We start from the raw sequence: 12,757 nt of genomic DNA on the forward strand, positions 1-12,757 counted from the left end.
TGTTTTAGTTTAGGTTTAGGCGGCGAGGATTTTCCCCGTCGAATTTCCCAGAACAACGGCGTTTGCAGAGGAAAGTTCCGACGTTTTACATATTTTGGCGTTTATTAAACAGTTACGAGCTACAACAGTTACAAGCTACAGAGCTACAAGCTACGAGTAGCTGCGCACTATCACGCCGCATGGTACTTGTAGCTTGTAGCTCTGTAGCTCGTAACTATTGTAGCTCGTAACTATTTGAACTTTCTATAACCATAATTGTTTCTCTTGCACTATTTCAAACCCATAAATATATATGTGTATATGAAAATCAATACCGGCCGGGGAACCATTCCTCTTATTACATTGATCGGCATCTGGTCTATCTCTGCATTGACCTCTTTGCCGGGATTGGCTGTTTCTCCTATTTTGGGACAGCTTTCCACTACTTTTCCGGATGCTTCGGAACTGGATATTCAGATGCTTAGTTCTTTACCGTCGTTATTGATTATACCTTTTATTTTGTTGGCGGGCAAGTTGGCTGAGAAACGCGACTTTGTCCGTCTGTTACGCGCGGGGCTCTGGATGTTCGCCGCGAGCGGGGTGCTGTACCTGTTTTCCACAAAAATGTGGCAATTAATAGCTGTCAGCGCCCTGCTGGGAATTGGTGCGGGACTGATTATTCCGCTTTCTACCGGATTGATATCCCGTTATTTTACAGGAACCTATCGGGTAAAGCAGTTTGGATACAGTTCCGCCATTACAAATGTTACGCTGGTGGTGGCAACCGCTGTTACCGGCTATCTGGCAGAAGTGAATTGGCATCTGCCTTTCCTGGTCTATTTACTACCTTTGGTAGCCATCATACTCACTATCCATCTGAAAGACGAAAATATGGGTGGTGAAGCACAAGTCACGTCATCGGATAAATCTCCTGCCGATACTTCTTCATCGGTAGAAACGGCTGCTCCCGCTATCCCCGGTAAGTATGGTATTCATGTCCGTCATCTGCTGCAACTGATGCTTTTCTACGGGCTTACCACTTATATCGTATTGATCGTGACGTTCAACCTTCCGTTCCTGATGGAGGCACATCACTTTTCCAGTGGGAACTCGGGGATGATGATTTCCCTCTTCTTCCTTGCTATCATGGCACCCGGTTTCTTTCTGGGGCATGTTGTAAAGTATCTGAAGGAAAAAACGAAGTTTTACAGTCTGCTGTGTATTGCACTGGGGTTGGCACTGATATGGATTTCCCCCAAAGAATGGCTGATCATACCGGGCTGCATACTGGTGGGATTGGGCTATGGTGTTATCCAACCGTTGATTTATGATAAAACGGTGGATACGGCTGTTCCCCAGAAAACCACGCTGGCACTGGCTTTTGTGATGGCAATGAACTACCTGGCTGTGCTGCTTTGTCCGTTTATTGTAGATTTCTTCCAATCATTGTTTCATGTACGTTCGCAGGAGTTTCCGTTTATCTTTAACCTTTGCATTACGATACTTGCATTGATATGGGCATATAGGAGGAAGAAAGATTTTCTGTTTGGGGATAAGCTGTAAATCGCTAGTTTCACTTCAATGACTGATATCGACGGTTGAATAGCTAAAATAGCCGGTTCAGCATATAGTCACTCTGTGTATAATTCGGATAGTTTACTTTTGTGCAAAAACCAAAAGTATAAAACATGTTCGACGCTATCCTTCGATTCTCAGTAAAGAAGAAGCTTTTTGTGGGGCTTACCACTTTGTTTCTTTTGATTGGTGGAATTTATTCCATGTTGACACTTCCTATAGATGCTGTTCCGGATATTACAAATAATCAGGTACAGATTGTAACCGTGTCACCAACTTTGGCTCCACAAGAGGTGGAGCAACTTATCACAATGCCCGTGGAAATCGCCATGAGCAATATCATGAATGTCACTGAAATCCGTTCCGTCTCCCGTTTCGGGCTGTCGGTGGTGACGGTAGTCTTTAAAGAGAGTGTACCTACTCTGGATGCCCGCCAGCTGGTGAACGAGCAGATACAGAGTGTGGCTGGTGAGATTCCTTCCGAGTTGGGTATGCCCGAAATGATGCCTATCACCACCGGGCTGGGTGAGATATACCAATATGTATTGAAAGTGGAGCCGGATTATGAAGATAAATATGATGCTATGGAGCTTCGTACCATTCAGGATTGGATTGTGAAACGGCAATTGTCAGGTATTCCAGGAATTGTTGAGATAAACAGTTTCGGAGGCTATCTGAAACAATATGAAGTAGCGGTTGATCCGGATGTACTTTTCTCTCTCAATATCACCATCGGAGAGGTGTTCGAAGCTTTAAATAAGAATAATCAGAATACGGGTGGCAGCTATATAGAGAAAGTAAATCGTGCTTATTATATTCGTTCCGAAGGAATGATAAGCCGCATTAAAGATGTGGAACAGGTAGTAGTAGCTAATCGCAATGGTATTCCTATCCGTATCAGTGACATTGGTACAGTACGCTTCGGAGCACCCAAACGTTTCGGAGCCATGACAATGGACGGCAAGGGCGAATGTGTGGGTGGCATTGCCATGATGCTGAAAGGAGCCAATGCCAATGTCGTAACCGGAGAACTGGAGAAAAGGGTGGAAAAGATACAGAAGATATTGCCGGAAGGTGTTACTATCGAGCCTTATCTGAACCGCTCTGAATTAGTGAACCGCAACATTTCTACTGTTATCTACAATCTGATAGAAGGCGCGATCATCGTATTTCTGGTATTGATTGTTTTTCTGGGTAATGTACGTGCCGGACTGATTGTGGCTTCCGTCATTCCATTAGCAATGTTGTTTGCATTCATTCTGATGCGTATCTTTAATGTTTCTGCCAACCTTATGAGCTTGGGGGCGATAGATTTCGGTATTGTTGTCGATGGCTCCATTGTTATATTGGAAGGTATATTGGCGCATATTTACAGTAAGAAGTTTAAAGGACGTACTTTATCGGCAAAAGAAATGGATGCGGAAGTAGAGAAAGGTGCTTCGAGTGTGGTACGGTCTGCGACATTTGCTGTATTCATCATTCTGATCGTCTTTTTCCCTATACTGACGTTGACAGGAATAGAAGGGAAGTATTTCACGCCGATGGCTAAAACCCTGGTATTTTGCATTATCGGCGCTCTGTTCTTATCTTTGACTTACGTTCCGATGATGGCTTCCCTGTTCCTGAAACATCATATTGTGACAAAACCGACTTTTGCTGATAAATTCTTTGAAGCACTGAATAAACTCTATGCCCGTGCCTTGTCATTTTGCTTGCGCTTTAAGTGGCAAACTGTTGCAACTGCGTTTGTGGCTCTGGTTATTTCTCTCTTTCTTTTCACCCGTCTGGGAGCGGAGTTTATTCCTACGTTGGATGAAGGGGATTTTGCCATGCAGATGACGCTTCCGGCCGGCAGTTCGTTGAGCGAAAGCATCGAAGTATCCAATGAAGCGGAGAAACTTTTGATGGATAAACTCCCGGAAATAAAACATGTGGTAGCCAAAATAGGTACGGCGGAAGTTCCGACAGACCCGATGGCAGTGGAAGATGCCGACGTAATGATTGTCATGAAGCCTTTTAAGGAGTGGACCAGTGCTGCCAGTCGTGCCGAAATGGTAGAGAAGATGAAAGAGGCTCTTGAACCGTTAGCTAACCGTGCAGAGTTTAATTTCTCCCAACCTATTCAACTTCGTTTTAATGAGTTGATGACAGGAGCCAAAGCAGATATTGCAGTTAAACTTTATGGAGAAGATACACATGAACTCTATCAGAAGGCAAAAGAAGCTGCTGCTTTTGTAGAAAAGGTACCTGGGGCATCGGATGTGATTGTAGAACAGACAATGGGGTTACCTCAGTTGGTAGTAAAGTATAATCGTGGAAAGATTGCCCGCTATGGTATCAATATAGAAGAATTGAATACTATTATTCGTACAGCCTATGCCGGAGAGGCTAGTGGAGTAGTCTTTGAGAATGAGCGTCGCTTTGACTTAGTGGTTCGCCTGGATCAGGATAAAGTGGCTGATTTGAATCTGGATAAACTCTTTGTCCGTTCCAATGAAGGCATTCAGATACCGGTCAGTGAGGTAGCTACTATTGATTTGGTGAATGGTCCGTTACAGATTAACCGGGATGCAACCAAACGTCGTATTGTAATCGGGGTCAATGTGCGTGGAGCGGATATTCAGCAGGTGGTGCAGGATATACAGAAGACGCTGGACAAGAATATTCAATTAAAGCCTGGATATTATTTCGAATATGGCGGACAATTTGAGAATTTGCAGAATGCCATCAATACTTTGCTGGTTGTTGTACCGGTAGCTCTGATGCTGATTCTGTTACTATTGTTTTTCGCTTTCAAGAATGTTACTTATACATTGGTAGTGTTCTCTACCGTGCCTCTTTCATTGATTGGCGGTATTCTGGCACTATGGCTACGCGGTCTTCCATTCAGCATTTCGGCGGGAGTAGGCTTCATTGCCCTCTTCGGTGTAGCGGTTCTCAATGGTATTTTAATGATTAATCACTTTAATGATATAAGAAAAGAAACTATGTATGCTCTTTCTACCAGACGGGTGATTGCCCGTGGAACCGCTCATCTGTTGCGGCCTGTTTTCTTGACAGGACTGGTTGCTTCCTTGGGATTTGTTCCTATGGCCGTTGCCACCTCGGCCGGCGCCGAAGTGCAGCGTCCGTTGGCTACTGTAGTTATTGGCGGGTTGATTGTATCTACTGTATTGACACTGCTTATTATTCCTGTTTTCTATCAGATTGTAAGCTATACAGTGGTATGGAAACGTCGTTTCTCTGCGAAAAAGTTCTTGTTCTTCTTTCTGTTGTTGGCTGTTATGTTGCCCTTTACGGCGAAAGCTCAGGAGAAAGTGACGATGGAGCAGGCTATAGAACTGGCAAAGCAGAACCATCCCCGTTTGAAAATAGCTTCTGCGGCAATCCGCCAGGTAAAGGCGGGCAGGGGAGAAGTTTTGGAATTGTCTCCTACCGAGATGAACTATTCATGGGGACAACTGAATGGTGAACTTAGAAAAGACAAGCAGTGGGAAGTAACCCAAGGCTTAGGCTCTTTGTTGACTCCTTTTTATAAGAATGCTTTGGTGAACAGGCAGGTTGAAACGGGGACTTTCTACCGGCAGATCGCTGAAAAAGAAGTGGTGGCGGAAGTGAAGCGGGCATGGGCATATTATCTGTATGCTTGCAATCTTCGTGCCTTATACAGTGACCAGAACAAATTGGCCGGGCAATTACAGCGTATGGGTGAGTTGCGTTATCAGCAGGGAGAAATAACTTTGCTGGAGAAAAACATGACCACCAGTATGGCTGTGGATATGAAGAATCGCCTTTTTCAGGCACAAGAAGAGGAAAAACTGGCTTTGTCACGCCTGAATTGGGTCTGTTATGCAGACCGGCCATTGATTCCGGCAGATACGGCATTGGTACAATTTCCGGCAGATTATCAGGTGCCGTCTTTTTCGGAAGTCCATCTGAATTATTTTCAGAGTCAGGCTAATGAGGCTAAAGCACAATTGAATGTGGAGCGAAGCCGATTTTTCCCTGAACTTTCCTTCGGTTACGTACGTCAGGATATACTTCCACTGAAAGGATTGAATTCGTGGATGGTTGGAGTTTCCTTTCCGGTTTATTTCTTGCCGCGGCATAGCAAGATAAAGCAAGCGAAAGTGGCTGCCGTCATAGCAAGAACTGAAGCTGAGGCTAATACACAGAATCTATATAACAAAGTTTCGGAAGCTGTTGCCAGTTTGCGCCGCCAGTCTGAAAGTCTGCGCTATTATACAACATCGGCATTGAAAGAAGCGGATGAACTGTTGAAGGTGGCTAACCTGCAGTTGCAACATAGCGAAACTAATATAACTGAATTTATACAAGCCGTTAATGTGGCGCGTGACATTCGTCGCGGATACCTCGAAACGGTATATCAATACAATATAGCAGCCCTTGAATACGAACTTTTTAAATAGAATGATGACGATGAAAAAGATAACTTTCCCCTTAATTCTGCTGGTGCTGACAGCATGCGGCGAGAACAAAGAAGTACAACCGGCAGAAGAGGCTACTACTGTTGCCGTAGCAGAAAACGTGACAGATAGCATTCAGGTAGATGCTATCACTTCAGCTACTTCTAAACCCAATCAGGTATCATTTAACGGTACAATGGTTATTCCTCCACAACGGATGGCGACGGTTTCGCTTACGATGGGTGGGGTTATTAAAAGTACTTCTTTGTTGCCCGGTGAACCTGTACGGCAAGGGAGTGTATTGGCTACTCTGGAAAATCCCGACTTTATAACTTTACAACAGACATATCTGGACAGTCATGCACAGACTGAATTTCTGGAAGCGGAATACCTTCGCCAGCAAGCTCTTTCTGCCGAACAGGCAGCCTCCCAAAAGAAACTTCAGCAAAGCAAGGCAGATTACCTTTCAATGAAAAGCCGTGTGGAGGCGGCGGCTGCACAGTTGAAATTACTGGAAGTGGAACCTGAAGTCTTACTGAAGGAGGGTATTCAACCTTTTTTGCAGATTAAAGCTCCGATCAGTGGCTATGTGGCAGATGTGAAAATGAATGTTGGTAAATATATGAATGTAGGAGATGCCCTTTGTGAAATAGTAGATAAAAGTCGGACTTTACTCAGATTGACAACCTATGAAAAGGATCTGGCAGATATGAAAGTGGGAAATCCGGTACAATTTCGTGTAAACGGAATGGGAAAAACAGTATTTAAGGCTACTTTGATATCTATCGGGCAGAAAGTGGATGAAGATACACGCTCTGTTGAAGTCTATGCCAGGGTAGATACTGTGGACAATCAATTCCGTCCCGGTATGTACGTCACAGCAAGGATTATGAAAGAGCAGGCTTCGGCTGAACAATAAGGTTCCTTATCTTTGAAAAAATAAGGATGTGATGGAATAAAATGTATCTTTGTATGTAAAATACTGCAAGCATGAAAAACCGGTATACTCTGTTCATACTCATCGTTTCCATTTCCGTGGCAACATTGATTCATTTTCCGGAATTGGTTTCTCTCTTTGATGTCTTCGAGAGCCAGACACTGTTTCCGGGGATGAGGCCTGCTGATGTGGCAAGTGAAGTGTTTTTCACTTTCATCTCTCTTGTGATTCTGTTTGAGGTGAACATTTTGCTGTTCCACTTTAACCAGCCGGCTGTAAAAATTACCTGGCAGAAGATGATATTGTCATTGATACTGACTTGGATTTTAAGCAGTTTGTTAGGGAAATGTTTTGTATTCCTGCATCACACTTTCGATATTCCGGCCATTGATGCCATGGTACATCATTATCTGCATCCTTTGCGTGATTTTATAATAACCTGTACCGTATCAGGAAGTTGTTATATATCCTACCTTATCCGGCGTCAGCAGGAAGTCGTTATAGAAAACCAGCAGTTGCAGGCCGAGAACATTCTGAACCAGTATGAGGCTTTGAAGAATCAATTGAATCCGCACATGCTTTTTAACTCTCTGAATACTCTCCGGTCACTGGTACGCGAAGACCAGGATAAAGCACAGGAATACATTCAGGAACTTTCCCGTGTATTGCGCTACACCTTGCAGGGAAATGATTCGAAAAGTGTGTGTGTGAAGGATGAAATAGAATTTGTGTCAGCCTACATCTTTTTGTTGAAGATGCGCTTTGAAGATAATCTCTCTTTTGATATTTGTATTGATAATAAATATGCCAATTATTATTTGCCTCCTATGGCAGTCCAGATGCTGATAGAGAATGCAGTGAAACATAATGAAATAAGCGACAGGCATCCATTGAATATCCGTATTTATACCGAAGGGGAAGAATTAATCGTTACCAATCCGGTGCAGCCTAAACTGACTGCTACTACCGGAACTGGTATAGGACTGGCAAATCTTGCAAAACGCTATCATTTGCTTTACAAGCGGGAGATACAAATCAGCGAGAACGAGCAGTTTACCATACGTATTCCTTTAATACCGAGTGTTTCATGAAAGTAATTATTATAGAAGATGAGAAAGCGGCAGTCCGCAACCTGAAAGCTTTGTTACAGGAAGTGAAGCCGGAAGTGGAAGTAGAGGCTACTTTGGACAGTATTGCGGCTGTATTGGATTGGTTTGCCATATACTCTATGCCGGACATGATCTTTATGGATATTCATTTAGCTGACGGATCAGCCTTTGAAATCTTCGATCATGTAGATATTACCTGCCCTATTGTTTTCACTACGGCCTATGATGAATATGCTCTTCGTGCGTTCAAAGTGAACAGTGTGGATTATTTGTTGAAGCCTATTGGAAAGAATGATATTGAGAAGGCTTTCCATAAGTTGGAGCAGTTGCATGGTTCGGAACAAGGGAAATCCCCTGACAATGCTTTGTTGCAATTAATTCATTCGCTGAAAAAGCGGGAAAGTTATAAAACGCATTTTCTCATTCCGGTGAAGGGTGACAAGTTGCTACCGGTTTCGGTGGATATGATTCTGCTGTTTTATATTCAGGACTGTAAAGTGAAGGTTGTTCTTGCCGATGGTAAGGAGTATACATTTCCACAAACGCTGGATGAAATAACAGAGTGTATCGATCCATCCCTGTTCTTCCGTGTCAACCGGCAATTTCTGATTTCCCGTGAGGCTATCAAGGATATTGATTTATGGTTCAACAACCGTCTGTCTATTAATCTTCGTTGTAAGGTATCGGATGAGAAAGTGCTGGTAAGCAAGGCACGTGTGCAGGAGTTTAAGGATTGGTTTTCCAAGATACATTGAGCGTGTCGTGAAGAATTCATGGGCTACGAGCTACAAGTTACGAGCTACAAGCTACAAGTACTTTGCAGCGTGATAGCGCAGCCACTCGTAGCTTGTAGCTCGTAACTCGTAACTATTACAACTCTATCGGCTCATACTTCAGCCCGAACACATCAGCCACCGCTTTATACGTCACCTGTCCTTCTACCACATTCAGTCCCAGGGCCAGTGCGGGATCGTCTTTGCACGCTTTCCGCCAGCCTTTGTTTGCCAGTGCTACGGTGTAGGGCAGCGTGGCGTTTGTCAGTGCCATGGTGGAGGTGAAAGGTACGGCACCCGGAATATTGGCAACGGCATAATGAACGATGCCGTCCACTACATACGTCGGTTCGCTGTGCGTGGTAGGGTGGGAGGTTTCAAAACAGCCGCCCTGGTCGATGGCGACGTCTACGAGGACTGTTCCGGGTTTCATCATTTTCAGCATCTCTTTGGTGATGAGGTGCGGGGCTTTATCGCCCGGGATGAGGACGGAACCTATCACGAGGTCTATGTTGGGAAGCTCCATCCTGATGTTGTGCATGGAGGAATAGAGCGTTTTCACGTTCTTCGGCATCACTTCGCTGAGGTAGCGGAGGCGGGAGAGGTTGATGTCCGTAATCAGGACTTCGGCACCCATGCCGGCGGCTATCTGCGCGGCGTTGGTTCCTACGATGCCACCACCCAGAACAAGCACCCGTGCGGGGCGTACACCTGTCACGCCACCCATCAGCTTTCCTTTTCCGCCTTGGGGCTTTTCGAGGAAGCGGGCGCCTACCTGGGTAGCCATGCGTCCCGCCACTTCGCTCATAGGGGTGAGCAAGGGCAGAGAGCGGTCTTCCTTCTCCACGGTTTCGTAGGCGATGCAGATACCGCCGCTTTCTATCATGGCTTCGGTCAATATTTTATCGGCGGCGAAGTGGAAATAGGTAAATACCACCTGACCCTTTTTAATCAGTTTGTACTCGGGGGCGATAGGTTCTTTCACCTTCACAATCATTTCCGCCGCGGCATAGGTCGCTTCGATGGTTGGCAGCATTTTCGCACCCACTGCAGTGTACTCTTCATCCGCGAAACCGCTGTTTGCACCGGCAGATGCCTGTACATACACTGTATGACCTTGTTTCACCAACTCGGCTACTCCGGCAGGGGTCATTCCTACACGGTTTTCGTTGTTCTTGATTTCTTTAGGTACTCCGATAATCATAACCTTAACAGTTTTAATTTTGGGGGTTAAACATAGAGGGGCTGCCGGAAGTACTGCCTGTATGTAGGCGGATGGTTGTCGGCATACCCTCGAAAGACGTCGCAAGATAACGATTTCCCGGTTCCGATGTTCATGCGGGCGGAGTGTTTTACAACAGTATTTTTATGCAAGTCCTATACTTTCACTTCCTTTCTCTCAGATTTCCATCCCGGCGTCTCCTTCGCTGTCGCCTCCTGTCAGCCAGGGGTTGATGCTGACGGTGGCGGTGATTTCGGCATTGCTCACGGTGACGTTGAGGGTGTAGCTTTTGCCGGCTTCGAATGCGCCGTTGCGGGCGGTGGCGTCGAGGCGGTAGGTCTGTTCGCCGATGGTGAGGCGGAGTAGGGGTTGGCCGGCGGTTATGGTTTGCGGGAGAAGCAGGGCGTGGCGGCGGTTGCGGGTGCCGCTGAGGGTGACGTCGGCGCGGGTGATGCCTTTCAGTTCGTAGGCGGTGATGGCTTGGGGCACGGTTACGGTGGCGGTTTGCAGGGCTTCGGGGGTGATGCTGATACCTTCTTCGTATCGGTTCAGGCGGTCGAGGGTGGAAGACAATTGTGAGAGCAGACGCAGCCGGCGTGCAGGTACCAGTCGCACGGAGTCGCTTTGCAAGGCACGCCGCAGGCAACGTTCTTTAAGGACGTACATGGCCTGGCTTTCGTACACCATGCTGCGCAGGATGTCGATGTGGAACGCAGGCATGGAGGGGAGGCGGCGTTTTTCGGCCTCGTCGAGCAGGTGGAGGGCACTGTCGGGCGCAGATATGTATATGCTGCGGATGTATTTTTCTGTCAGCAGACTGTCCGGAACGGTGCTTGCTCCGGAAGCCAGGGCAGGTGTAAAAGCCGGTAAAATGCACGCCAATACGAGGATGGAGGTGCGGAAATAGTAGGTGATTTGCATATTATTTTGGTATTTGTCGCAGTAAAGGTAGGCATTTATCGGGTAATATTTGCTTGCATTCCTTTATAATCTACCCGGAATAATGTACATTTGCCCGACAAATTGTTTATTGACCTATATGAAACATTCTATATTATCCCTTATACTGTTTGCATGGGGAGTGCAGGCCTATCCGCAAGCGGGTGGGAATGTGCAATCTCAGGCAACGTTCACTCCTCCTTTCGATTTCCCTATTGTGTTCTCCGGTAATTTCGGTGAAATACGTGCCAATCATTTCCACGGCGGACTCGACTTCAAGACGGGCGGCGCCATTGGTAAACCCGTGCGGGCGCTGGCCGACGGATACATTTCGCGTATCCGTGTCACTCATGGTTCGGGCTATGTGCTCGATGTGGCATATAATAACGGATATAAAACAATCAACCGCCACCTCAGCGCTTTTGTGGGCGACATAGCCCGCCGGGTAGAAGACTTGCAGTACGAAAAGGAGACATGGGAAGTAGAGATTATCCCCGAACCGGGCGAATATATCGTCAAGGCCGGGCAGGTTATCGCTCTGAGCGGTAATACCGGATATTCCTTTGGCCCGCACCTGCATCTTGATGTGTTTGAGGCAGATACGGATGACTACGTGGACCCTTTGCCCTTCTTCAAGAAGAAAGTGAAGGACAACACCGCCCCGCGTGCCGAAGGCATCATGCTGTTTCCACAACCCGGCAAGGGAATGGTGGACGGAACCCAGAAGCGTCAGGCTTTTCCTCTCAGCCCTAAACAGCCGATCACTGCCTGGGGACTGATAGGAGCGGGCATCCGTGCATACGACTATATGGATGGCGTGCGCAACCGTTACGGTGTGCACACGGTTATCCTGGAAGTGGACAGCGTGGAAGTGTTCCGCAGTGTGGTGGATCGCTTCTCGGAGAACGAGAACCGCATGATTAACTCGTGGACATACGGGCAATATATGAAATCGTTCATCGAACCGGGAAATACATTGCGGATGTTGCATGCTTCAAATGATAACCGGGGACTGGTTGATATCAACGAAGAGCGTCCGTACCGCTTTGTCTACACCTTGAAGGATGCCCTGGGAAACACTTCGAAAGTACGTTTCACCGTGCATGGAAAGCGGGCGGAGATAGCTCCTGTGGAACATCGGGAGAAGTACATCTTCCGCTGGGACAAGGTGAACTATCTACAGGAACCCGGTCTGTCGCTGGTGATTCCTCGCGGGATGTTGTATGACGACGCGTACCTGAATTATGCCGTGCGTGCAGATAGCGGGGACGTTGCCTTTACTTATCAGTTGAATGACACGCGCATCCCTTTACATGGTCGTTGCGAGTTGAGCATCGGCTTGCGTCGCCACCCTCTGGAAGATAGGTCGAAATACTATGTGGCAGGCGTGAACTCCCGGGGCGGGAAGTATAGCATAGGTGGCAAGTACGAGGACGGTTTCATGAAGACGACCATCCGGGAGTTGGGTACGTATACCGTTGCCATCGATACCGTGCCTCCTGAAATCACTGCGCTGAACCCGCAACAGTGGGGACGCACGGGACGCATTACATTCAAGGCGAAGGATAAAGAAACCGGCATAAGCAGTTATCGCGGCACCATCGACGGGAAGTATGCCTTGTTTGGCAAACCTAATTCCATCAGTGGGAACCTGGTCTATGAGATTGACCCTAAACGGGTGGAAAGGGGTAAGCACGTGGTGGAAATCACCGTGACGGATGGTTGCGGCAACCGGACAACAGAACAGTTTACGTTCGTCTGGTAAACAGTTTCGTGTCATCTCCGTATCTGGTCCG

At 46.7% G+C, this 12,757-nt stretch carries 8 protein-coding genes; 6 read left to right on the plus strand and 2 right to left on the minus strand.

All coding sequences use genetic code 11. The features are described from left to right. Positions 1–300: 300 nt before the first annotated feature. The 5 genes from K6V21_RS17805 (at position 301) to K6V21_RS17825 (ending at position 8,782) form a co-directional block, all read left to right on the plus strand. Positions 301–1,542 (plus strand): MFS transporter, encoded by a 1,242-nt coding sequence (locus K6V21_RS17805; RefSeq protein ID WP_007216363.1) that lies wholly within the window; start codon positions 301–303, stop codon positions 1,540–1,542. A gap of 125 nt (positions 1,543–1,667) precedes the next feature. After that, positions 1,668–5,984, plus strand: a complete 4,317-nt coding sequence (locus K6V21_RS17810) for a CusA/CzcA family heavy metal efflux RND transporter (RefSeq protein ID WP_224319409.1) — start codon at positions 1,668–1,670, stop codon at positions 5,982–5,984. Positions 5,985–5,994: 10 nt separating this feature from the next. Next, positions 5,995–6,900, plus strand: coding sequence for an efflux RND transporter periplasmic adaptor subunit (locus tag K6V21_RS17815; RefSeq protein ID WP_044270231.1), 906 nt, complete (start codon positions 5,995–5,997; stop codon positions 6,898–6,900). A gap of 71 nt (positions 6,901–6,971) precedes the next feature. Beyond that, positions 6,972–8,009, plus strand: a complete 1,038-nt coding sequence (locus tag K6V21_RS17820; RefSeq protein ID WP_025835767.1) for a sensor histidine kinase — start codon at positions 6,972–6,974, stop codon at positions 8,007–8,009. After that, positions 8,006–8,782 carry a LytR/AlgR family response regulator transcription factor gene (locus K6V21_RS17825; protein WP_224319410.1) on the plus strand — a complete coding sequence of 259 codons (777 nt, stop codon included), beginning with the start codon at positions 8,006–8,008 and terminating at the stop codon, positions 8,780–8,782. Before K6V21_RS17820 ends, K6V21_RS17825 begins: the two co-directional genes overlap by 4 nt. A 115-nt stretch (positions 8,783–8,897) precedes the next feature. Here K6V21_RS17825 and ald read toward each other — a convergent pair whose 3' ends face one another. After that, entirely contained in the window at positions 8,898–10,004 is a 1,107-nt protein-coding gene (gene ald, locus K6V21_RS17830; RefSeq protein WP_138292471.1) for an alanine dehydrogenase, read from the minus strand. Between the two features lie 195 nt (positions 10,005–10,199). Then, positions 10,200–10,943 (minus strand): fimbrillin family protein, encoded by a 744-nt coding sequence (locus K6V21_RS17835; RefSeq protein WP_224319411.1) that lies wholly within the window; start codon positions 10,941–10,943, stop codon positions 10,200–10,202. Between the two features lie 118 nt (positions 10,944–11,061). Here K6V21_RS17835 and K6V21_RS17840 point away from each other — a divergent pair, with 118 nt between their 5' ends. Then, positions 11,062–12,726: a M23 family metallopeptidase gene (locus K6V21_RS17840; RefSeq protein WP_224319412.1), complete on the plus strand. Its 1,665-nt coding sequence runs from the start codon at positions 11,062–11,064 to the stop codon at positions 12,724–12,726. The last annotated feature ends 31 nt before the right edge of the window (positions 12,727–12,757 follow it).

This window comes from Bacteroides cellulosilyticus (genome assembly GCF_020091405.1).
Taxonomy (GTDB): Bacteria; Bacteroidota; Bacteroidia; order Bacteroidales; family Bacteroidaceae; genus Bacteroides.

Coding starts and splice junctions, on each gene's coding strand:
- K6V21_RS17805 (WP_007216363.1), top strand. CDS start 301: ATGAAAATCAATACCGGCCGGGGAACCATTCCTCTTATTACATTGATC.
- K6V21_RS17810 (WP_224319409.1), top strand. CDS start 1,668: ATGTTCGACGCTATCCTTCGATTCTCAGTAAAGAAGAAGCTTTTTGTG.
- K6V21_RS17815 (WP_044270231.1), top strand. CDS start 5,995: ATGAAAAAGATAACTTTCCCCTTAATTCTGCTGGTGCTGACAGCATGC.
- K6V21_RS17820 (WP_025835767.1), top strand. CDS start 6,972: ATGAAAAACCGGTATACTCTGTTCATACTCATCGTTTCCATTTCCGTG.
- K6V21_RS17825 (WP_224319410.1), top strand. CDS start 8,006: ATGAAAGTAATTATTATAGAAGATGAGAAAGCGGCAGTCCGCAACCTG.
- ald (WP_138292471.1), bottom strand. CDS start 10,004: ATGATTATCGGAGTACCTAAAGAAATCAAGAACAACGAAAACCGTGTA.
- K6V21_RS17835 (WP_224319411.1), bottom strand. CDS start 10,943: ATGCAAATCACCTACTATTTCCGCACCTCCATCCTCGTATTGGCGTGC.
- K6V21_RS17840 (WP_224319412.1), top strand. CDS start 11,062: ATGAAACATTCTATATTATCCCTTATACTGTTTGCATGGGGAGTGCAG.